Consider the following 21,331-nt stretch of genomic DNA (forward strand, 5'->3'; position numbering starts at 1 on the left):
CGGGGTGATGGGCGCGCCTGTCAGAGCGACGGCATACCCTTCACACGTGAAGGACAAGGTGCTGCTCGATGCGGGCGTCGTAACACGGTGCCGTCGACGCGTGCACCTGGAGAACGATCCCGCGCAGGACGAACCGCCAGCGCAGCTGGATCTGGGTATCGAACAGCGCATCGCCGACGCCGCGGAACACCGCCGGTACGTCGCGAAACTGCTGTACAACACGCTCGGCGAGGACTGGGCGGAGATCCCGCGTGGCGTTGCGGCCGGCCGCGAGGAGCTGACGCTCGCCGCGATGCGCGCGGGCACGCCCTACATCTCCGCTGCGCAGCTGCCCGCCGACGTGCCTGGCGGTCGCCGCGGTTCGGTCGACCTGCTGGTGCGCTGCGGCGACGGTTACGTACCGGTGCTGGTGGTGCGGCACAAGATCACCGATCCGGGGAATGGCGCCCGGGTGTCGCCGATCGATCGGCCGGTGCCGGAGGCCGCCCGGAACGACCAGGCCCGCAAGGTTCGTGCGCAGCCGCGCGACCAGCTGCGCCTGGCGCACGCCGTGCGGTTGCTGCAGGCGTGCGGGATGGGCGCGGCGACGCACGTCGGTGGCGTGATCGGCGTCGAGGCCGACGTGGTGCTGTGGCACGACCTGGACGTGCCGAACTGGCCCGGCGGCCGGACCGCGCTCGCCGAGTACGAGGTGCGGTTCGCCGATCGGTTGGCGGTGGCCACGGCGGCCGCAGAAGGGGCCGAGCCGCTCGCGCTGCCGTCCCGGATCACCGAGTGCAAGGGCTGCCCGTGGTGGCCGACCTGCGAATCGCAGCTGCGCGAGAAACGCGACGTCAGCCTGGTGGTGCGCGGCGAGGACGCGGTGGCGCTGCGCGACGTCGGGGTGTCCACAGTGGATGAATTGGCCGCGACGCCGCTGGCGGAGGCGGAAGCGCTGCCGATGACGGGGGTCCGCAACGCTGACGCGATCCTGCTCGCCAAGGCCTGGCTGCAGAATCTGCCGCTGGTGCGGCGGGTCCGCGATCTGGTGGTGCCGCGCGCGGACGTGGAAGTCGACGTGGACATGGAGAGCTACGCCGACGCCGGGGCTTACCTGTGGGGCTGCTGGCTGTCCGGCGCGGACATCGACGAGGAGCCCGGCTACCGGGCGTTCGTCAGCTGGGAGCCGCTGCCGTCCGACGACGAGGGGCGGTCCTTCGCGGAGTTCTGGACGTGGTTCGGCTCGGTGCGCCGCCGCGCGTACGAGCGGGGCCTGAGCTTCCGCGCCTACTGCTACAACGAGCTCGCGGAGAACCGCTGGATGCTCGCCTCGGCCGAGCGGTTCGCCGGGAAGCCGGGGGTGCCGTCGGTGGCGGAGGTCCGCGAGTTCATCAACTCGGCCGAGTGGGTCGACCTGTTCGCCTCGGTGCGGGAGCAGTTCCTGTGCCCGAACGGCAAGGGCCTGAAGGTGATCGCGCCGAGCGCCGGGTTCGGCTGGCGGGACGCCGAGGCCAGCGGCGAGAACTCGATGCGCTGGTACCGCGACGCAGTGGGCTTGGGCGGCGGCGAGCCGGAGCTGTCCCAACGGGACCGGATCCTCCGCTACAACGAGGACGACGTCCGAGCGACCTGGACGATCCGCGGCTGGATGACCTCCGAAGCGGCCGACGAGATCCCCTACGCGGCCGACCTCTGACACCTGTACCGCATCGGTTTCCGGGCGGTCGAGCGGTGATCTCCGCCCGCGCCGGGCGCGCACGGTGACCATTGTGGACTATCTTTTTCGCCCGATCTAGTTAATATCTTCGTGGTCGCTGCTTCCCTCGCGACTTTCCGTGACCGTTCGGTTAGGGAGTAGCGTGATTCGTCGATGTCTTGCTGCGCTGATCGTGGTCCTGTCCGCGGGTGTCGCAGCGCCTTCCGCAACCGCCGAGCCGCCCTCGAAGAAGGCGTCCGTCGAGCGCGTGCCGCTCGCCGACGCCGCGCCTGAAGTCCCCGGCAAGGGAAGGGAAATCCGCCGGTCCAAGCCGTTCGCGATGGCCGCCCTGCGGTGGAACGGCAAGAACCCGGACCTCGTCGAAGTGCAGGCGCAGCACCTCGACGGCACCTGGGGCGAGTGGGTGCGGCTGCCCGCCGTGGACGGCCAGGACCGCGGCCGACCGGGTAAGAACCAGGCGAGCGAAGCGGCCTGGCTCGGCGACTCGACGGCGATCCGGGTGCGCGCCGAATCCGGCGGCGCCCCGGTCGACGCGAAAACCGCGTCCGTGCTGCTGATCGACCCCGGAACTGCGCAGGCCGCGAGCACCGCCGCGAAGCCCGGCGTGATCAGCCGCGCCGAATGGGGCGCCGATGAGTCGCTGCGCACCCAGTGCTTCCAGCAGCAGGCCGTCGGAGTCGAGTACGGCGACACGGTCAAGGCCGCGATCGTCCACCACACCGCGGGCACCAACGACTACACCGCGGCCGACTCCGCGCGCATCGTGCGCGGCATCTACGCCTACCACGCGAGCGAACTGCAGTGGTGCGACATCGGCTACAACGTGCTGGTGGACAAGTTCGGGCAGGTCTTCGAAGGCCGCTACGGCGGCCTGGAACTCCCGGTGTGGGGCGCGCACGCGCAGGGCTTCAACAAGGACACGGTTGGCGTGTCGATGCTCGGCGAGTTCACCTCGGTGTCGCCCAGCGCGACGCAGCTCGAATCCGTGGCTCAGGTCCTGGCGTGGAAGCTCGCCGGCAACTACCGCGATCCGCTCGGCAAGGTCACGATGGTGTCCGGGTTCGGGGGAACGTCCGCGAAGTACCCGCTCGGCACCGAGGTGACCCTGCCGGTTATCCACGGTCACCGCGACGTCGGCTACACCGACTGCCCCGGCAACCTGGCCTACCAGGAACTCCCGGCCCTGCGGCAGCGGGTGGCCGAGTTGATGGGCGACTGGACCGCAGGCGCGATCTACCAGAAGTGGCAGGCCACCGGCGCCGACGCGGGCCCGCTGGGCGGCGTCTACGAGTTGGAGCGGGACGCCGCCGGCGGCGGGCGCCAGGCCACCTTCGCGGCCGGTGCCAAGTCCGCGTACTGGTCCCCGGCCACCGAAGCATCGCTGATCGAAGGCATGATCCGGGACAAGTGGCGGGAGCTCCGCGCGGAGACCGGGGTGCTGGGTTATCCGCGCACCGACGAACTGTCCACACCGGACGGCTCCGGCCGCTACAACCACTTCGCCGGTGCCGACGGTTCGATCTACTGGACGCCGTGGACCGGGGCACACGAGATCCGGGGCCTCATCCGGGCGAAGTGGGCGCAGCTCGGGTGGGAGAAGGGCCCGCTGGGCTACCCGCGTACCGACGAGCTGGGCACGCCCGACGGGGTGGGGCGCTACAACCACTTCGACCGCGCGAACGGCTCGATCTACTGGACGCCGGGCACCGGCGCGCACGAGGTCCGCGGGGCGATCAAGGACCGGTGGGCGCAACTGGGCTGGGAGCGGTCGTACCTGGGCTACCCGACCAGCGACGAGTACGCGGTCCCGGGCGGCCGCCGAAGCGACTTCCAACGCGGCTACGTCGTCTGGAACGCCGCGACCGGCAGCGTCACCGACCGGCCGTACTGACGCGAAACGCGCACCGGTGCCCCGAACCGCAACCGGTTCGGGGCACGGGGGCATCCTCCGGGGGATCAGCTCCCGGCGAAGCATCGCGCCGCACGCGAACTGCCGCGAAGCCGGGCACGCGCGGATGGGGCGGCGATTTCGCGCCAAATCGCCGCCGCTGCCCAGCGTTACCGCGGTGCCATCCGGAGTGCGCCGTCCATCCGGATGACCTCGCCGTTGAGGTAGTCGTGCTCGACGATGTTCACCGCGAGCTGGGCGAAGTCATCGGGCGTCCCCAGCCGCTTCGGGAACGGCACGCTCTCGGCCAGCCCGGCGCGGAACTCCTCGCTGATGGTGGCCAGCATCGGCGTGTCCACGATGCCCGGCGCGATGGTCATCACCCGGATGCCGGAAGAGGACAGGTCGCGTGCGGCCGGCAGCGTCAGGCTCGCCACGCCGCCCTTGGATGCGGCGTACGCGGCCTGCCCGATCTGCCCGTCGAAGGCGGCGACCGAGGCGGTGTTGATCACCACGCCGCGCTGGCCCTGCTGGTCGGGTTCCGTCTGGCCGATGGCGGCCGCAGCCAGCCGCAGCACGTTGAAGGTGCCGATCAGGTTGATTTCGATGACCTTGCGGAACAGGTCGAAATCGTGCGGGCCCTTGCGCCCGACGATCCGCGCCGACGGCGCGATGCCCGCGCAGTTCACCACGATCCGCAGCGGGTTCCGGGCGCCGGCGGCCTGCTCGACGGCGGTCTGCACTTGGTCCGCGTCGGTGACGTCGGCGACCGTGTAGGTGACGCCGTCAACGACCGGCGCCTTGGCCACCGCGTCCGGCAGGTCCACCGCGAACACGTGCGCGCCGCGCGACGCGAGTGCTCGGGCGGCGGCCGCGCCAAGGCCGGAAGCCCCGCCGGTGACGATCGCCGCGGTGTCGGTGATCAGCATCTGCTTGTTCCTTTGCGTCCGTTGCTGGTGTCCCGGCATGTCTAACACCTCGGAACGGTCGCAACCAGCATCGGATGCGGAACGGGCAGGCGGCGAAACGGCGGTCAGCGATGGCGGTGCACCCGTCGCTGCGAGGTCGCCTCGACGAACGCCAGCAGCGCGACCAGCGGCAGCGCGGCCAGTAACGCGAGGCCGGCGAACATTGCGGCGATCCCGATCAGTTCCATGTGAAGAGCGTGGTCCGCGTGCCCGGCCCGGCGCTTCTGCCACCGGTGGAATTCTGCGATCCGTCCGAGCGAAACCCGCGATCACCGACCGTCGCCGCATCGCCCGCAACGCCGTGCTGCGAGCGTGATCCGTCTCGGTGCCGTGTGACGGACGATTCTCACGAAATCCACTGCCACCTGCGGGAATGCGGGTGCGGAGGACTCGCCATCGTCATCCGGGATTGGCTCCAACTCCTCGCCGAACCGACCGCATGCTAACGCTGCGTGGGCGGGCAGATCGCGTCGATGGCGTCCAGATCGGCCTGGGAAGGCCGCCACTCGCCGGCCGCGGCGTTCGCCCGGACCTGGTCCGGGGTGGTAGCGCCGCCGATCACCGAACCGACCACCTCCTGCGCCGCCAGCCAGCCGACCGCCACCGCCGTCATCGGGAGACCCCGCTGGCCGGCGAAGCCGCGCAGCTGCTCGATGTGCTCCCACGGCGCGTCCGCCAGCATCTGGTTCCGGTTCGCCAACCGGCTGCCCGCGGGCGGCTCCTGGTCTTGCCGGTACTTGCCGGTGAGCAGCCCGTTGGCCAGCGGGAAGTACGGGATGATCCCGACGCCGAACCGCTTGCAGGCCGGGATCACCTCGCGCTCGGCCTCCCGCGCCAGCAGCGAGTAGTGGTTCTGCGCCGACACCGGCGTGGTCAGCCCGGCCGAGGACGCCGTCCACGACGCGTCGGCGAGCTCCCAACCCGCGAGGTTGCAGTGCCCGAGGTAGCGGATCTTGCCCTCGCGGATCAGGTCGTCGAGCACCGAGAGGGTTTCCTCCATCGGTGTCAACCGGTCCGGCCGGTGCAGCTGATAGAGGTCGATCCAGTCGGTGCCCAGCCGCCGCAGCGACGACTCGACGGCGCGCCGCACGTAGCGCCGGGAACCGCGCGCGGTGAAGTCGGGGCCGTTGCCGCCCTGCATGTCCATGCCGAACTTGGTGGCGATGATCGCGTGCTCGCGACGGCCGGACAGCGCCTGCCCGAGCAGTTCCTCGCTGCGTCCGCGCGGCGAGCCGTACACGTCGGCCACGTCGAAGAAGGTGATCCCGGCGTCGAGCGCGGCGTCCACCACGGCTCGCGCGCCGGACAGGGACTCGGTGGCCGTTCCGGGGCGGCCTAGGTTGTTGCAACCGAGACCGACCGCGCTTACCACCAGACCGGATTCGCCCAGGCGTCGCTGTTCCACGGCTGGTGAGCCTAAACGCCGTTCACCGCCGCGTCATGCAGGACGTACGGCGCGTGAACGTTTGGCGAAGCAGGTTCCGCTGAGCGGGGGATGTGCCACGATTCGTCTTGCGGGGATCGTACGAAGGGGTGTGGGGCTGGTGTTCGCCCGTCGAATCGTCGTTGTTGGCACCGGGTATGTCGGGTTGACGACCGGGGCGTGTCTGGCGTCGCTGGGGCACCGCGTGGTATGCAGCGACGTCAACGCCACCAAGGTCGAGCAGCTCTCCCGCGGTGAGGTGCGGATCCACGAGCCAGGCCTGACTGAACTGGTGCAGGAGGGCATCGCGGCAGGCCGGCTGGAGTTCGTGGTCGGTTCGGCCGGTGCCGTCGCCGAGGCCGAAGTCGTCTTCCTGTGCGTGCCGACCCCGATGGGGGCCGGGGGCGAGGCGGACCTGGCGGTGGTGGAGGCGGTGGCGCACGAGGTGCGCGAGCTGCTGCCCGCAGGATGCGTGCTGGTCACGAAGTCGACGGTGCCGGTGGGCACCTCGGCGCGGCTGCGCGAGCTGGTCGGCCGCGAGGACGTCCCGGTGGTCAGCAACCCGGAGTTCCTGCGCGAAGGCTCGGCGGTGCACGACTTCCTGAACCCGGACCGGATCGTGGTCGGCTCGGACAGCCAGGACGCGGCGGAACGGGTCGCCGCCCTGTACGCGCGGCTCGGTGCGCCGACGGTGCTCACGGACGCGGCGAGCGCGGAGATGGTGAAGTACGCGGCGAACTGCTTCCTGGCGACCAAGCTCTCCTACGTCAACGCGATCGCGGAGCTCTGCGAGCGGTTGGGCGCCGACATCTCCGACGTGACGGAGGGGATGGGCTACGACCGCCGGATCGGCCAGTCGTTCCTGCAGCCGGGTCCGGGCTGGGGTGGCTCCTGCCTGCCCAAGGACACTGCGGCGCTGCTGCAGGTGGCGGGGGCGGTGGACTTCGACTTCCCGCTGCTGCAGGCGACGATCTCGTCCAACGCGCGGCAGCGCGAGCGGATGGTGGCGAAGGTCGTCGAGGCATGCGGCGGTTCCCTCGACGGGGTGCGGCTCGGGCTGCTGGGGCTGACCTTCAAGGCAGGCACCGACGACCTGCGCGATTCGCCCGCCTTGGAGGTGGCACGGCTGCTGGCGGCGCGCGGTGCGGAGCTGGTCGCCTACGACCCGGGGCTGCGCGGCGACGAGGCGGCGCTGCCGCCCGAGGTGGAGCTGGTGGACGACCCATACCAGGCGGCGAAGGAAGCCGCGGTGCTGGTGCTGCTGACGGAGTGGCAGGAATTCCGGGCGCTGGACTGGAACCGGGTGGCCGAGGCGCTGCAGGGCCCGGTGGTGGTCGACACCCGGAACCACCTGGACCCGGACGTCCTGCGCCGAGCGGGCCTGTCCTGGCGAGGCGTCGGCCGAACCCCCGTCGCGGGCGGCCCTGCCTGATCGCCTGTTTCCGAACTCGTTCAGCACGGCGGTGCGGGTAACGGCTCCCATGCGGGAGTTGTCCGGCTTGGGCTGGGCGCGGCAGATGCTTTCGCTTCAGGTGTCGATCGAGAGGGTGGCGGCGGCCTAAGGTGGTTGACGTGTTTACGACTCGCCCGGAACTCGTCGGCACGCACGGGATGGTCGCCGCCACGCACTGGCTCGCCTCCGCGGCGGGCATGGCGGTGCTGGAGGACGACGGGAACGCCTTCGACGCCGCCGTCGCCGCCGGGTTCGTCCTGCAGGTCGTCGAACCACACCTCAACGGCCCGGGCGGCGAGGTCCCCGCGCTGTTCACCACCGCCGACGATCCGCGTCCCCGCGCGCTCTGCGGCCAGGGGCCGGCCCCCGCCGCCGCGACCATCGGCCACTACCGCGACGAGCTGGGCCTCGATCTGGTGCCCGGCACCGGATTCCTGGCCACCACCGTGCCGGGCGCCTGGGACGGCTGGCTGCTGTTGCTGCGCGATCACGGCACGAAGACGCTGCGCGAGGTCCTGAAGTACGCGATCGGATACGCCCGCGGCGGCTTTCCGATCGTGGACCGGATCAGCACCACCATCGACATGGTCCGCGACATGTTCGCCGAGCACTGGCCCACCTCCGCCCAGCTCTGGCTGACCGGCGGCGCTGCACCGAAGCCGGGCAGCGTGCTCAAGAACCCGGCGCTGGCCGACACGTGGGAGCGGCTGCTGACCGAGGGCGAGGCGGCAGGCCCCGGCCGCGAGGCGCAGATCGACGCGGCCCGCCGCGCCTGGTCGCACGGCTTCGTCGCCGAAGCGGTCGAGAAGTTCGTGCGCACGCCGCACCGGGACAACTCCGGGCGGGATCATGCGGGCGTCATCACCGCGCAGGACATGGCCGAATTCGAGGCGGGCTACGAGACGCCGCTGACCGTCGACCTGCCCGGCGGCTGGACCCTGGCGAAGTTCGGCATCTGGACCCAGGGGCCCGCGCTGGCGCAGCAGCTACGCATCCTGGAGGGTCTGGCCGACCGGATCAACTACGTCGACGGCGTCGCCGACGCGGACACCGTGCACGTCGCGGTCGAGGCGGCCAAGCTCGCCTTCGCCGACCGCGAAGCCTGGTACGGCGACTCCGCCGATCCCGGTGTCCTCGACGACCTGGTGTCCCGCGAGTACGCCGCCGCCCGCCGCGCGCTGATCGGCGACCGCGCCTCGCTGGAGCTGCACCCCGGCTCGCCGGGTGGTCGCAACCCGATCCTGGCCGCGCACGTCGCCGAAGGTCGCGGGGTGGACGGCCTGAAGGATCCGAGCGGCGTCGGCATCGGCGAGCCCACGGTGTCGCCGACCGGGGAAAGCCGTGGCGACACGGTGCACGTCGATGTGGTCGACCGGTGGGGGAACCTGATCTCGGCGACGCCGTCCGGTGGTTGGCTGCAGTCCTCGCCGACCATCCCCGAGCTGGGCTTCTGCCTCGGCAGCCGAGCCCAGATGTTCTGGCTGGACCGGGACCTGCCGAACTCGCTGGCCCCGGGCAAGCGGCCCCGGATCACGCTGAGCCCGTCGCTGGCGCTGCGCGGCGGCGTCCCGACTATGGCGTTCGGCACGCCGGGCGGCGACCAGCAGGACCAGTGGCAGCTGTGCTTCTGGCTGGCGCACGTCCACGGTGGACTGAACCTGCAGGAGGCGATCGACGCACCCGCCTGGCACACCGGAGCGTTCCCGGGGTCGTTCTACCCGCGGGCCTGGGAGCCTGGCCGGGTCGTCGCGGAGTCCCGGCTCGGCGCGGAGACCCTCGTCGAGCTGGGCCGCCGGGGCCACGACGTGCTCGACGCGGGCCCCTGGGCCCTCGGCCGCCTGTCGGCGGTCTCCCAGGACCCGGACACGGGTCTGTTGCGAGCGGCGGCAAACGCCCGAGGAGCTCAGGGCTATGCCGCCGGCCGCTGATCCGCAATTTCCATTGAAACCGAAGGTTCGATTTCAATGGAAATTGCGGGGGACGGAGTCACGCGACTCGTAACGTCCGGCCGACGAGGAGCATGCGGAGGGTGCGCGCGGTGGCGTCCGCCAGGTCCACCGGGCCCGTCAGGATTCCCGTGATCGCGTCGATCCCGTGGTCGTAGCTCGTGTCCGCGAGAAGCTTTTCATCTTTGGGGACGCGGTTGTCCACAGCTTGTGGACAACCGTGTCAACAGGGGTTTCAACTGCGAAAACACCTGTTCGTGCGACTAGTTGTGCACAGCTGTGGAGAAAGTTGTCCACAGCTGTGCAGAAGTCCTCAGCGACGGGTGCTGACCAGCACCAGCCCGACGCCGATGAGCCCGACCCCGCACCACGACGCGACGCCTAGCCGTTCCCCGACGACGAGCACGCTCAGCAGCGCCGCCACCACCGGCTCCAACAGGCTCAGCGTCGTCGCGACGCTGGTCGACGTTTGGCGCAGCCCCGCGCCGAACAGCATGTACGCCAAGCCCATCGGGATCACCGCGAGGTAGCCCGCGACCACCAGCCCCGACGCGGAACCGAACAGCGAGCCGCCGGTGAACACGAGAACCGGCAGCAGCACCACAGCGCCGGTGCCGAACATCGCGCCCATCACCGCGCGCGACCCTTGCCCGCCGCGCATCATCCGCGCGGCCGCCCACGAGTACACGACGTATGCGGCGCCGCCGACCAAGCCGAGCAGCGCACCGAGCACGGCATCAGTGCCAACACCAGTCTCGCCGCCGCCCGTGATCAACAGCAGGCCAAGCACCGAAACACCAAACCCGCCGCAGCCAGCGCCCATCGGCGGTCCAGCCGGACACCGTCGACGACGCGTTCCAGGATCGCGGCGAACACCGGCGCCGAGCCGAGCGTGACAACGGTGCCGATGGCGACCCCGGCGAGCGCCATCGACGAGTAGAACGCCAGCGGGTAGACCGCCACCGCCAGGGCACCCACGACCAGCAGCCCGGTCCGCCCGGACCGCAGCACGGGCAGCGCGGACCGCCCGGCTACGGCGAGCAGCAGGATGCCGCCGATGCCCACGGTGGCGGCCCCGATCGACAGCGGACTCGCGCCGGCCGGGGCGAAGCTGGCGGCCGTTCCGGTGGTGCCCCACAGGACGGCCGCGAGCAGCACCGGCAGCGGGCCGGAGAGGAAGCTCCGGGCAGGAGCAGGAGCGGGTGCGGTGAGCAATTGATCGGACACAGTGAACTCTTCCGTTCGCGAAACCAGCAGGACTCGTCGAACGGGCGCGCGTCAGAACGACCCCGGGCAGTTTCAATTGAAACTGCGTGGGAAGAACCGGAACTGACAGTTTCAATTGAAACTGCGGTTCCGTCGGGGTGCCGGAGGTTCGCCGCCCGTCAGCGGGACGGAGGCGGCAGAACGCGGTGCCAGTGCGAGTTCACGCCGCCCACCCTAACCGCAGGTCCGGTCCCGCCGGAACGGACGACCCGGTGAGCTCCGTCGCCCTGCCGGTTCCCCGCGCTCTCGGTAGCGTCGCTGGTCCGGACGTTTCTCCTGGGAGGACCCCGATGGCGATCCTGCACACCGACATCCCGACGCGGGCGCAGGTCGACACGCTGCTGACCGCCCGCGAGCGCGTCAGCGTCTCGCTGTATGTGCCGACCGGCCCGGCATCCAGCGGCGATGCCGAGCGCATCGAGCTGAAGAACCTCGCCGGGCAGGCGATCGAGCAGCTCCGGCAGGCGGGCACCGCCAAGGAGGACATCGCCGGGGTCACCGAACACCTGGCCGACCTGGCCGAGGACGAGGAGTTCTGGCGCTTCCAGGCCCGCAGCCTGGCGCTGTTCGCCACCCCGAAAGCGCTGACCACCTTCCGGCTGCCGAACCACCTGAACGCGGCGGTTGAGGTGTCCGACCGGTTCCACCTCAAGCCGCTGCTGCGCTCGATCACCTTCCCGCAGACCGCGCTGGTGCTGGCGCTCGCGCAGCACTCGGTGCGGCTGCTGGAGGTCGTGCCCGAGATGGACCCGGTGATCGTCGAAGTGCCCGGGATGCCGGTGGACGTGGCCAGCGCGGTGGGCAAGGAGTCGCTCACCGACCGCTTGCCGCGCCGCCGGTTCCAGGGCAGCGAGGGGCAGAAGCTCCGGATGCGCCAGTTCGCCCGCCAGGTCGATCGCGCGATGCGGCCGGTGCTGCGCGGCGATGTGCCGCTGATCCTGGCCGCGACCGAGCCGCTGCAGAGCATCTTCCGGTCGGTCAGCACCGCTTCGGAGCTCGCCCCGGTCGGCCTGACCGGGAATCCAGAGGAGAGCAGCGACCGCGAGCTGGCGTCGGCGGCCCGCGACGTCCTCGACGACCTGCACGTCGAGCGGCTGCGCGAGCTGCATCGGCTGTTCGAGCAGCGCACGGGGCAGGGCCGGACGGTCACCGACATCGCCGACGTGGCCCGGCACGCGACAATGGGCGCGGTCGACACGGTCTTCGTCAACATCGACAACGCGGTGCCGGGCTTCATCGACGAAGCTGGCGCGGTGACGTTCGAGGAAGCCGACGACGCCGTGTCCTACGGTGTGGTGGACGAGATCGCCCGCCGGGTCTGGCTCACCGGCGGCCGGGTCCTCGCGGTGCGCCGCGACGACATCCCGGGCGGCGGAGAAACGGCCGCGATCCTCCGCTACCGCCCCTGACCAGCACCGTTCAGCGGCCGGGCTGGGGCAGGGCTGCGGCCGGGCTGGGGCAGGCCTGGGCCAGGGCCGCCCGTGCGCCAAGCCGTGGTGGTCGTGTCGATGATGTCTTCTCGCCTGCGAGAGATCCCCAGTTTCAATTGAAACTGGGGACGAGCCGTCCACGTCGCGCCGCGCCACAAAAAGGCCGAACCGGCGACGAGTCACCCGATCGGGGCGCTAGCCTGCTGTGGGATTTTCTACGCGGTGAGGAACCGGATGGACAAGCGGCTGATCGACTGGACCGGCGAGCGCTGTGTGCCGTGGACCGACGACGTTCAGGTCGTCTACGAGCACTACCACCGCTACGCCCTCGCAGCCCGCTTCGTGCGCGGCAAGCGGGTGCTCGACCTCGCCTGCGGCGAGGGCTACGGCGCGGCGCTGCTGGCCGCCGAAGGCGCCGAGGTGGTCGGCGTGGACATCGACCCGACCACGGTCGGACACGCCCAGCACAACTACGGCAGCCGCGACGTCAGTTTCCAGGTCGGCTCCATCACCGACCCCGAACTGCTCGCCGACGCCAAGCCCTTCGACGTGATCGTCTGCTTCGAGGCGATCGAGCACGTCGAGGACCACGACGCCGTCCTGAGCCTGGTCAGGTCCCGGCTCGTCCAAGGTGGACTGTTCCTGAGCAGCACCCCCGACATGGCGGTCTACTCGCACGAGCACGGCAACGACAACCCGTACCACGTCAAGGAACTCACCGCGAAGCAGTACGAAACGCTGCTGGAGGACGCGTTCCGGCACGTGGCCGTGCTGAAGCAGAACGTCACCGTCGGATCGCTGCTCACCCCCGCCGACCACGGCGACCCGGACACCGCCATCGAAGGCGTCCGGCTGCAGACCATCGAAGAGCGCGACGGCGAATGGGCCGTCCGGCAAGGCGTCCCGCACACCTACCTGCTGGGTATCGCCTCCGACAAGCACCTGCCGAAGCTGCCCGCCGCCGCGCTGCTAACCGACGCCGACCTCACGCTCATCCGCCGCGGCGGCGACGTCACGCCGATAATCGAACAACGCGACGCGGCGGTCGCGGACGTGGCCAAGCTCCACGAGCTCTACCAGCGCAGCCGCGTCGAATCCGAAGAGCTCAAGAGCGCCATCGGCAGGCTCGAAGAACTGCGCAAAGCCGAAGAGCAGCGCGCCGACCAGAGCATCCGCGAGCAGGCGAAGCTGCGAGCCGAACTGGACCGCGTTGGCGGCGAGCTGCACGAAAGCCAGCAGAGCGCGGAGCGCGACGCTGCGCGCATCGAGTGGCTACGCGACACCGTCGCGCGGCTCGAAGGACGCGTAGCGGACACCGAGCGGCAAGCGGCGGAGCTCGGCGCAGCGAACGCGGAGCTGGCGGCGCAGAACTCCGCGCTGGTGCAGCGCGCGGTGGCGAAGTACCGGAAGGTCGTCGAGCGCGTAGCGCCGCGCGGCACCGTGCGGCGCGATGCGTACGAGATCGCGCTGGGGCGCAAGCCCGGCGTGCCGCAGGCCGAGGAGGCGGTCGAGACCGGTCCGCTTCCCGTGCCGCACAGCGACAAACCGCTGGTCAGCGTGATCGTGCCGGTGCACGGCAAGTGGCCCTACACCCGGCAGTGCCTGCGGTTCCTCGGTGGGCACGTCGTGTCCGTGCCGTTCGAGGTGATCGTCGTCGACGACGCCTCGCCGGACGACAGCGCCGAGAAGCTCGCTGCTTGCGAAGGTGTCCGGCTGGTGCGCGCCGAACGCAACCTCGGGTTCATCGGCGCCTGCAACCTCGGTGCCGAGCACGCGCGCGGCGAATACCTGTTCTTCCTGAACAACGACGCCGAGGTCACCGAGTCCTGGCTGGACATCCTGATGGACACGATCCGCGGCGACGAACGCATCGGGCTCGTCGGCGCCAAGCTGGTCTACCCGGACGGCCGGCTGCAGGAGTGCGGCGGCATCGTGTGGTCCGACGGCAACGGCTGGAACTACGGCCGTAACACCGAGCCCGGCGGTGCCGAGTTCAACGTGGTGCGCGACGTCGACTACTGCTCCGGCGCGGCGATCCTGGTGCGCACCGACGTGTTCCGGCAGGTCGGCGGCTTCGACACCCGGTACGCGCCCGCCTACTACGAGGACACCGACCTGGCGTTCGCGGTGCGCGCGGCCGGCTACCGGACCGTGGTGCAGCCGAAGGCCGTCGTCGTGCACCACGAAGGCGTGTCCAACGGCACCGACCTCAGCACCGGGGTGAAGAAGCACCAGGAGCTCAACCGCAAGGTGTTCGTGGAGAAGTGGGCCGACACGCTGGCCGCCGAACACCTGCCGGAAGCCTCGCCGCGCAACCTCTGGCTGGCGCGGCAACGCGGCACCCGCGGCCACCACGGCCCGATCGTGCTGGTGAAGGACCACCAGGTGCCGCGCCCGGACTTCGACTCAGGTTCCGTGCGGATCCCGACGCAGCTGCAGCAGCTTGGCGTCACAGTGCTGCCCGAACCCGAACTACAGCAGGCGTTCCTGCACGAGGCGGGCTCGGAAATCTCGCTGGCACTGCTGTCCCGCCCGCAGGTCGCGTGGAGCCTGGTCGAGGAGCTGCGCACCGGTGCGCCGCAGGCGGTCATCGCCTACGACACCGTCGACGTGCACTTCCTCCGGCTGGAGCGGCAGGCCGAGGTCGCCGAGCAACAGGACGACCCGGTGCGCGCGGAAGCGCTGCGGCGCAAGGCTTTCGCGTCGCGGCAGATGGAGCTCGGGCTGACCCGTTCCTGCGACGTCACGCTGGTGGTGTCCGAGGCCGAGCAGGTGCTGCTGCGCGAGCTGGTCCCGGACGCCGACGTGCGGGTGCTGTCCAACGTGCACGAGGTCGACTGGAGCCCGGTGAAGCCGGACGGGCGCAAGGATCTGCTGTTCGTCGGCAGCTTCGACCACCCGCCGAACGTCGACGCCGTGCGCTGGGCGGTGCGCGAGATCATGCCGCTGGTGCGGGAGAAGTGCCCGGACGCGGTGCTGCACGTCGTCGGTAGCAACCCCACCGACGAGGTCCGGGAGCTGGCCGGGCGGGGCGTGCAGGTGCACGGCTGGGTCGCCGAGCTGGAGCCGCAGTACGCGGCGAGCCGCGTGACCCTCGCGCCGCTGCGGTTCGGCGCCGGCGTCAAGGGCAAGGTCGGTGAGAGCCTCAGCGTCGGGGTGCCGGTGGTCGGCACGACGGTGGCGATCGAGGGCATGCACCTGGTGAACGGCGAGCACGCGCTGGTCGCCGACGATGCGGAGGGGCTGGCGGAGGCGGCGGTCCGGCTGCTCACCGACGACGACGCCTGGCAGCGGCTGGCGGAGGCGGGCAAGGCGGGCATCGCGGCCCAGTTCGGCCCGGACGTCTCCCGAGCAGCCCTCGGTGACTTGCTCGCCACCACCGACTACGAGGCCTGATCCCGACACACCCCGGTGCGTCGGGCCCCGACACACCGATCCCCCGCAATTTCAATGGAAATCGAAAGTCCGATTTCCATTGAAATTGCGGGGGACGTCGGTTCGGGTCAGTCGCGGACCGTCGGCGGCAGGTGGTTGACCTGCTGGTCGAGCACCGACTTGAACGCCTCCTGCGCCGCCGCCTTGTGTTCCGACGAGCCGCTAACGTCGATGATGATCGCCCAGTTGTGCGCGACGTAGGCGGTGCGGAACGTGCCGCCGGTGTTGACCACCTTCACACCCTGGTAAGACAGTTTGTCCATTTCGGACAGTCCCTGCTGGGCGGCGAGGTACTTGTCGACCACGCCCTTGGCAGCGTCGGAGTTGGGCATCTGCAGCGCGAGCAGCGTCGTCCTCGCGGTCGTGCCCTCGGTGCCGTTGAACCAGCCGTCGACCAACCCGCCCTGGATCGCGGAGTTGAGCACCGTCTTCGGCTGCAGCAGGCCGCCCTTTGCACCCTGCAGGCTCGGCAGGTCCAGCGCCCCGCTCCACGGGTGCGCCGGGCCGGACACCGTGACCAGCGTCTCCTGCGAGCTGGCCGGCGGGTTCGCCTTCGGGGGCGGCGGCGCGGGCAGTTCCTTGGTCTGCACCGGGGGCGGCGTTGGCGCGGCGGTCGGCTCGGTCGGCGTGTTGCCGCTGCTGGAGGTGAAGTAGAGGATCCCGGCGACGATCACGCCGACCAGCAGCACGCCGCCGATGGACAGCCCGGCGATCAGCTTGCCCTTGCCGGATTTGCTCGCGGACTCGAACACCTCGGGGCCTTGGCGCATCCACGACGCGTCGCCGTGGTCCGGCGTCCCCGGCAGGTCATCGCCCCAGGGCGTGCCGGTGCTTTCGACGGCGCTCCAACCCTCCTGCGGCCCCCACTGCGGCTGCGGCGGCTGCTGAACCTGGGCCCACTGCGGCTGCTGGCCGAGGTTTACGACCTGGGTGCTCTCGGAGTCACTCGGCGGCTGGGCCTGCGGCTGCTGCTGCAAAAGCGGGTTGAGCACGACCTGCGTTGCATCTTCGGCCGCACGACCTTGTTGCGGCGGCTGCTGCTGCGGGGTGACCTGAGAGGCAGCGTCTCCCCAGCTGAACGCCGGCGGGAACGGGTTGGGCTGGTGCGGTGCCTGCTGCTGGGGGAATCCGCCGGACTGCGGGCCTGTTTGCGGTTGCTGCTGCGGGAATCCGCCCGAGGAAGGCCCCACCTGCGGTTGTTGCTGCGGGAATCCGCCGGCCGGCGGCCCTGCCTGCGGCTGCTGCTGCGGGAACTCGCCGGATGGCGTGCTCGCCTGCGGCTGTTGCTGCGGGAATCCGCCCGAGGAAGGCCCGTTCTGTCCGTTCTGGGCCCGACCGAGCACGGCGTCTCGCCGCTGGCGGTACTCCTCAGCGGAAATCCGCCCCGCCGCGAGTTCGGCGTCGAGATTCTGCAGCTCGTCTTGCCAGGTCACCGATGCGCCCTTCCCGGTTTTGCGAACGCCCCCAATTGTGATCGACCGCCATTCTGGCACCCGCAAGGGGGAACGGGGGGCACCGGCCGGATAACGATCCGACTCGGAGTCTGGCCGGAGCGGGCTACGAGAAGGTAATGGGTCCACAACCATGATGTCCCGGGCTAGGCTACCCAGCGTTGACTTCTCCGGCCGGGGACATGACTTGATGGGGTGATCTGGGTGGGTGACGCGCGGGTCGTCCACACTCACCCAGAGTGGTTCGCCGAGCCTAACCACGGGTTCGCCTGGATCCGCATGATCGGCGCGCTCGCGGTCGTTTACGGGCACAGTTCGCCGCTGGCCGGAACAGGCGACCTGTTCCCGTCGGACTGGCCGGTGCAGCCCGACGAGGGCGTCCTGATGGGCTTCTTCGCGATGAGCGGCTTCCAGATCACAGAGAGCTGGATCCGAGATCCCCACCCGGGCAGGTTCGCCGCGAAGCGCATCCTGCGGCTGTGGCCGCCGATGCTCACGGTTTCGCTGATTATGTCGCTGATCATCGGCCCGATGATCACCTCCATGTCCGCCAGCGACTACTTCGCGGCCAACGGCACCTGGGGTTACGTCGTCAACAACGCGGGTCTGCTCACGCTCAAGCACGAGCTGCCGGGCGTGTTCGTGGACAACCCGTGGCCGAACGCGGTGAACGGGTCGTTGTGGACGCTGCCGATGGAGCTGCTGGCCTACGCCGCCCTTTACGCGTTGCTGCTGCTCGGCGCCGGGAAGCACAAGTACCGCTGGCTGGCGGTCGTGGCGCTGATCGGGATCATCACGTGGGACCGGTACCTGGAGGAGCTGCCGGGCTCGGAGTCGGCGGGCTCGTTCCTCAGCGTGCCGGTCGAGTCGCTGGTGGCGTTCCTGGTGGCCTTCGCCTTCGGCGTGGTCCTCAACCTGTACCGGATCCCGCTTTCGCCGCTGGCGGCCAGCGGCGGCCTGGTGCTGCTGGTGCTGATGCCCAACAGCACCACCGGGTCGTTCTGGATGGCGTTTGCGGTCAGCTACGCGGTGGTCGTGACCGGGCACTTCTGGCCGTCGCGGCTGACGGTGCCGGGCGTGTGGGTCAACGGCAGCTATGGCGTGTACGTATGGGGTTTCCCGATCCAGCAGTTGCTGGCGATGGCCGGGATCCGCAACCAGTGGTTGATGCTGATCTGCGCCGCCCCGCTGACCTACTGCGTCGGCACGCTTTCGTGGAAGTTCATCGAAGAACCGACGATGAAGCTGCGCCACTACCTCACCCCGGCGCCGAAGAAGAAGGAACCCGAGCGTGCGGAGGACGACCTCGACGAGCTGGAAGACCTCTACGATTCCGGGGATCCGGACGACTTCGACGACCTGGAACCGGACGACCCGGACGAACGGGATGACGACCGGGCGGCGCGCTTCGACGATCCGGACGAGCCCCGAGCGGCGCGCGAGGCGACAACCATGCGCCGACCGCCGCCCCGCCCACCGGCACCCAACCGAGACGGCGCCGCCCAGGAACTCCCTACCAAGCTGACCCCGGCCCGCCCGGGGGCGGACCAGGCCCGCCCGGCACGTCCGCTCCGCCGCCCCACCGCTGCGCCCACCGGCACCCAACGCCCCACCGCCGCACCGAGCGGCGCCCCGCGCAACGGCGCCCCACCGAACGACATTCCGCGCAACGGTGTCTCGCCGAACGGCACACCGGTCAACCACAACCGCGTTAACGGCGCGCCTCGGCACGGCAGCGCTGACGGCCCGAACGCGGCCCGGCTCAACGGGCTTCCCATGAACGGCACGGAGCCGCCGCACGGTCGGCCGTCCGCCCACCCCAGCCGCTTGGCCGAGCAGCGGCCGGTCGGCCCGCCCGCTGTGCCGTCTGAGGACTCGGTGCTGGCGAAGCGGCTGTCCGGGGACTTGGACTTGGATCTGGACCAGACCTCCGTGGACCGCCCGGCCGTTCGCCGCACCGGTGGTCGGCACGCCCGCCCGGAACCGCCGCCGACGCCGGAGGAGGAGACCCGGCCGGTCCGTCCCAAGCGGCAGGACTGCCCGTAGCGCACGCGTACCCTCGGGTGCATGGCGCTTTTCGGTGACAAGACCAGGCTGATCGACCCGGCCGAGGCCTTGCCGGGCCGCTCCACCCCGCTCCCGGTGGCGGAGTCGCACGCGGTGTTCCCGGACCGGCGCATCATGCCGCCGTTCCCGGAGGGCTACGCCACCGCGGTGGTCGGCATGGGCTGCTTCTGGGGAGCGGAGCGCACTTTCTGGCGCACCGAGGGCGTGTGGTCGACGGCGGTTGGCTACGCCGGCGGCTTCACCCCGAACCCGACGTACGAAGAGGTGTGCTCGGGCTTGACCGGCCACACCGAGGCCGTCCTGGTGGTCTTCGACCCGGCCGCGATCAGCTACCAGCAGGTCTTGAAGGTCTTCTGGGAGAACCACGACCCGACCCAGGGCATGCGCCAGGGCAACGACATCGGCACCCAGTACCGCTCGGCGATCTACTACGCGGACGACCAGCAGAAAACCGAAGCGGAAGCGAGCGCGCAAGCCTTCCAGAAGGCCTTGACCGAAGCGGGTCTGGGCCAGATCACGACGGAGATTGCACCGCTGAGGACCTTCTACTACGCGGAGACGTACCACCAGCAGTACCTGTCGGAGGCCAAGAACCCGAACGGCTACTGCGGCCTCGGTGGCACCGGGGTCTCCTGCCCGATCGGCCTGGGCGTCCCGGGCGAGGGCTGAGCACGGTCACGATGGACGAGGACGGGGTCCGTGCCGGTTGGTCGGCACGGGCCCCGTCCTGATGGTTTCCCGAATAGCCGCTCCGGCGTGCCGTTCAGCCGTCCTGGCCTTGAGCGTCCTGGCCCTGGGCGTGGGTTTGCGCGGGGCTGTCGTCGTCGGAGTGCGCCACCGAGGATGCCGAGGCGCCCTCCTCGGATGTCCCGTTCTGCCCGGATGTGGCGTTCTGGCTGGTCATCTGCTGCAGGAGCGAGGCGGGATCGAAGGGCGCTTCCTTGGCCGCGGCGATTCCGGCGGAACCCAGTCCGCACAACCCCGTGAACAGCACCCCGACGATGAAACGACGCATGGAACTACCTCCGTGGACGAAGTGGACGATGCCGCACAGGAGAAGATCACATTGGCCGAAAACCCGCTTCCCGTATCACCTCAAAGAAGCCAGCGGTTCCCGACTTCGAGCGAAGCCGGAAGAAGAACCCCACCTGATCAAGTGACCGGGCGCAAAACCTGACCACAGGCCGGCAAAATCCGATCAAATCCGACCAAACGCCGCCTGATCAGCGGCAACACCAACTTGCAAGGCCCCGGCAAAACAAGAACCATCAACGCATGGCGGACCACGTGTACCGAGTAACAGAAGTAGTGGGCACATCAACGAAAGGAGTGGACGACGCAATAAAAAAGGCGATCGGCAGGGCCTCCCAAACACTGAGGAACATTGACTGGTTCGAGGTCGAAAACGTAAGGGGCCACGTGGAGAACAACGAACTGGCCCACTATCAAGTAACCCTGAAAATAGGCTTCCGCCTAGAATCCTAAAACCCAAACCAACCAACAGCTAAAGGCTGGAGACCAGCGCCCCACCCACGACGCGTGGGGGGCGGCACCAACGATGTCAAGCGACCGGACGGGCTGCTGGTCGCTGAGCAGCCCGGGGAACCCTCCCCAGCAGAGAGCCAACGAAACCGGAACACCGCTCCGTAGGGGGTGCGGGGAGTCGTTCCTCCCAAGAAAATGGCAAAGGAGCCAAGGTCGAACGAAGTCGACAGAGGCTCCCAGCTCTGAGCGGATGACGGGACTCGAACCCGCGACCCTCACCTTGGCAAGGTGATGCGCTACCAGCTGCGCTACATCCGCGTATTCAGCGCCCTCTCGGGCTGTTGGTAACTACTTTAGCCCATTGTTCCGGGCCCGTTCACCGGGGGGCCCTATCGGGTTGGGGAGGAGACCGCGCGGGTCGGGGTGATGCGCAGCAGGACGCGGTGTTCTTCCTGCATGGCCTGGCGATACGCGGCCCAGTCCTCGTGTTCGCCGGAGATGCTGCGGTAGTACTCCTCCAGTAGGGGGAACGCGGCGGGGAGCTCGACGATCTCGACGATGCCTTCGACCTGGATCCAGCGGCCGAAGAACTGGTCTGGCAGGACGCACAGCCACGCGCGGGGGTCACGGCGCAGGTTGCGCACCTTGGCCGCGCCAGCGACAGTGCTGACAGTGACGTGTCCGGCGCTGTCCGTGGTGGTCAGCACCGGTGTCATCTGGGGTGTGCCGTCGGCGCGGAGCGTGCTGAGCACGGCGCGGTGCTGGTTGCCGATCACTTCGCGGGCTTCGTCGAGATCCACTGCGACCTCCGTGCGGTGACTGG

Annotated in this window: 19 protein-coding genes and 1 tRNA gene; 10 read left to right on the forward strand and 10 right to left on the reverse strand. The window is 69.9% G+C overall.

Features of this window, described 5'->3' with window-relative positions; translation table 11 throughout:
• The first annotated feature begins 46 nt into the window (after window positions 1–46).
• A complete protein-coding gene (locus SSPN_RS0132640; protein ID WP_010313291.1) occupies window positions 47–1,675 on the forward strand; it encodes a TM0106 family RecB-like putative nuclease in 1,629 nt (542 codons plus the stop codon).
• Window positions 1,676–1,838: 163 nt separating this feature from the next.
• Complete coding sequence (locus tag SSPN_RS0132645) at window positions 1,839–3,587, forward strand: N-acetylmuramoyl-L-alanine amidase (protein WP_237710865.1); 1,749 nt, start codon at window positions 1,839–1,841, stop codon at window positions 3,585–3,587.
• 167 nt (window positions 3,588–3,754) lie between these two features.
• Here SSPN_RS0132645 and SSPN_RS0132650 read toward each other — a convergent pair whose 3' ends face one another.
• The 3 genes from SSPN_RS0132650 to SSPN_RS0132660 form a co-directional block, all read right to left on the reverse strand.
• Window positions 3,755–4,513, reverse strand: coding sequence for an SDR family NAD(P)-dependent oxidoreductase (locus SSPN_RS0132650; RefSeq protein ID WP_010313295.1), 759 nt, complete (start codon window positions 4,511–4,513; stop codon window positions 3,755–3,757).
• A 104-nt stretch (window positions 4,514–4,617) separates the two neighbouring features.
• Entirely contained in the window at window positions 4,618–4,740 is a 123-nt protein-coding gene (locus tag SSPN_RS61870; protein ID WP_010313297.1) for a hypothetical protein, read from the reverse strand.
• A 254-nt stretch (window positions 4,741–4,994) separates the two neighbouring features.
• Window positions 4,995–5,957, reverse strand: coding sequence for an aldo/keto reductase (locus tag SSPN_RS0132660; protein ID WP_010313299.1), 963 nt, complete (start codon window positions 5,955–5,957; stop codon window positions 4,995–4,997).
• 139 nt (window positions 5,958–6,096) lie between these two features.
• Here SSPN_RS0132660 and SSPN_RS0132665 point away from each other — a divergent pair, with 139 nt between their 5' ends.
• Entirely contained in the window at window positions 6,097–7,407 is a 1,311-nt protein-coding gene (locus tag SSPN_RS0132665) for a UDP-glucose dehydrogenase family protein (RefSeq protein ID WP_044576289.1), read from the forward strand.
• 140 nt (window positions 7,408–7,547) lie between these two features.
• Window positions 7,548–9,356: a gamma-glutamyltransferase family protein gene (locus SSPN_RS0132675; protein ID WP_029535957.1), complete on the forward strand. Its 1,809-nt coding sequence runs from the start codon at window positions 7,548–7,550 to the stop codon at window positions 9,354–9,356.
• 58 nt (window positions 9,357–9,414) lie between these two features.
• Here the strand turns inward: SSPN_RS0132675 and SSPN_RS55730 are convergent, their stop codons facing one another.
• From SSPN_RS55730 to SSPN_RS60715, 3 genes are all read right to left on the reverse strand, one after another.
• Window positions 9,415–9,579: a hypothetical protein gene (locus SSPN_RS55730; protein ID WP_010313306.1), complete on the reverse strand. Its 165-nt coding sequence runs from the start codon at window positions 9,577–9,579 to the stop codon at window positions 9,415–9,417.
• Between the two features lie 108 nt (window positions 9,580–9,687).
• Window positions 9,688–10,164 (reverse strand): EamA family transporter, encoded by a 477-nt coding sequence (locus SSPN_RS60710; RefSeq protein ID WP_010313307.1) that lies wholly within the window; start codon window positions 10,162–10,164, stop codon window positions 9,688–9,690.
• Window positions 10,146–10,601 (reverse strand): DMT family transporter, encoded by a 456-nt coding sequence (locus SSPN_RS60715; protein WP_010313309.1) that lies wholly within the window; start codon window positions 10,599–10,601, stop codon window positions 10,146–10,148. The genes SSPN_RS60710 and SSPN_RS60715 overlap by 19 nt, the downstream gene beginning before the upstream one ends.
• Window positions 10,602–10,930: 329 nt before the next feature.
• Between SSPN_RS60715 and SSPN_RS0132690 the strand changes: the two genes are divergently transcribed.
• Both SSPN_RS0132690 and SSPN_RS0132695 read left to right on the forward strand, forming a co-directional pair.
• Window positions 10,931–12,049, forward strand: a complete 1,119-nt coding sequence (locus tag SSPN_RS0132690) for a baeRF11 domain-containing protein (protein WP_010313311.1) — start codon at window positions 10,931–10,933, stop codon at window positions 12,047–12,049.
• Window positions 12,050–12,304: 255 nt separating this feature from the next.
• The gene (locus tag SSPN_RS0132695; protein ID WP_010313312.1) at window positions 12,305–15,466 is read left to right on the forward strand and encodes a glycosyltransferase; all 3,162 of its coding nucleotides are present in this window, start codon (window positions 12,305–12,307) and stop codon (window positions 15,464–15,466) included.
• A gap of 107 nt (window positions 15,467–15,573) precedes the next feature.
• Here SSPN_RS0132695 and SSPN_RS0132700 read toward each other — a convergent pair whose 3' ends face one another.
• Complete coding sequence (locus SSPN_RS0132700) at window positions 15,574–16,938, reverse strand: hypothetical protein (protein WP_010313319.1); 1,365 nt, start codon at window positions 16,936–16,938, stop codon at window positions 15,574–15,576.
• Between the two features lie 222 nt (window positions 16,939–17,160).
• On the opposite strand from SSPN_RS0132700, the gene SSPN_RS0132705 reads away from it, so the two are divergent.
• Window positions 17,161–19,002, forward strand: coding sequence for an acyltransferase family protein (locus tag SSPN_RS0132705; RefSeq protein ID WP_101377172.1), 1,842 nt, complete (start codon window positions 17,161–17,163; stop codon window positions 19,000–19,002).
• Between the two features lie 21 nt (window positions 19,003–19,023).
• The gene (msrA, locus tag SSPN_RS0132710) at window positions 19,024–19,692 is read left to right on the forward strand and encodes a peptide-methionine (S)-S-oxide reductase MsrA (RefSeq protein WP_010313323.1); all 669 of its coding nucleotides are present in this window, start codon (window positions 19,024–19,026) and stop codon (window positions 19,690–19,692) included.
• Between the two features lie 94 nt (window positions 19,693–19,786).
• On the opposite strand, the gene SSPN_RS0132715 is transcribed toward msrA, so the two are convergent.
• Window positions 19,787–20,038 carry a hypothetical protein gene (locus SSPN_RS0132715; RefSeq protein ID WP_010313326.1) on the reverse strand — a complete coding sequence of 84 codons (252 nt, stop codon included), beginning with the start codon at window positions 20,036–20,038 and terminating at the stop codon, window positions 19,787–19,789.
• 12 nt (window positions 20,039–20,050) lie between these two features.
• Here SSPN_RS0132715 and SSPN_RS60720 point away from each other — a divergent pair, with 12 nt between their 5' ends.
• Window positions 20,051–20,200 (forward strand): hypothetical protein, encoded by a 150-nt coding sequence (locus SSPN_RS60720; protein ID WP_237710866.1) that lies wholly within the window; start codon window positions 20,051–20,053, stop codon window positions 20,198–20,200.
• A 98-nt stretch (window positions 20,201–20,298) separates the two neighbouring features.
• The gene (locus SSPN_RS0132720) at window positions 20,299–20,508 is read left to right on the forward strand and encodes a dodecin (RefSeq protein ID WP_010313327.1); all 210 of its coding nucleotides are present in this window, start codon (window positions 20,299–20,301) and stop codon (window positions 20,506–20,508) included.
• A 245-nt stretch (window positions 20,509–20,753) separates the two neighbouring features.
• Here SSPN_RS0132720 and SSPN_RS0132725 read toward each other — a convergent pair.
• Together SSPN_RS0132725 and SSPN_RS0132730 are read right to left on the reverse strand one after the other, a co-directional pair.
• Window positions 20,754–20,826, reverse strand: a tRNA-Gly gene (locus SSPN_RS0132725).
• A gap of 71 nt (window positions 20,827–20,897) precedes the next feature.
• Window positions 20,898–21,308, reverse strand: coding sequence for a PPOX class F420-dependent oxidoreductase (locus tag SSPN_RS0132730; RefSeq protein WP_010313329.1), 411 nt, complete (start codon window positions 21,306–21,308; stop codon window positions 20,898–20,900).
• Window positions 21,309–21,331: the final 23 nt, after the last annotated feature.

Origin of the sequence: Saccharopolyspora spinosa NRRL 18395, assembly GCF_000194155.1 — a bacterium.
GTDB classification, from domain to species: Bacteria; Actinomycetota; Actinomycetes; order Mycobacteriales; family Pseudonocardiaceae; genus Saccharopolyspora; species Saccharopolyspora spinosa.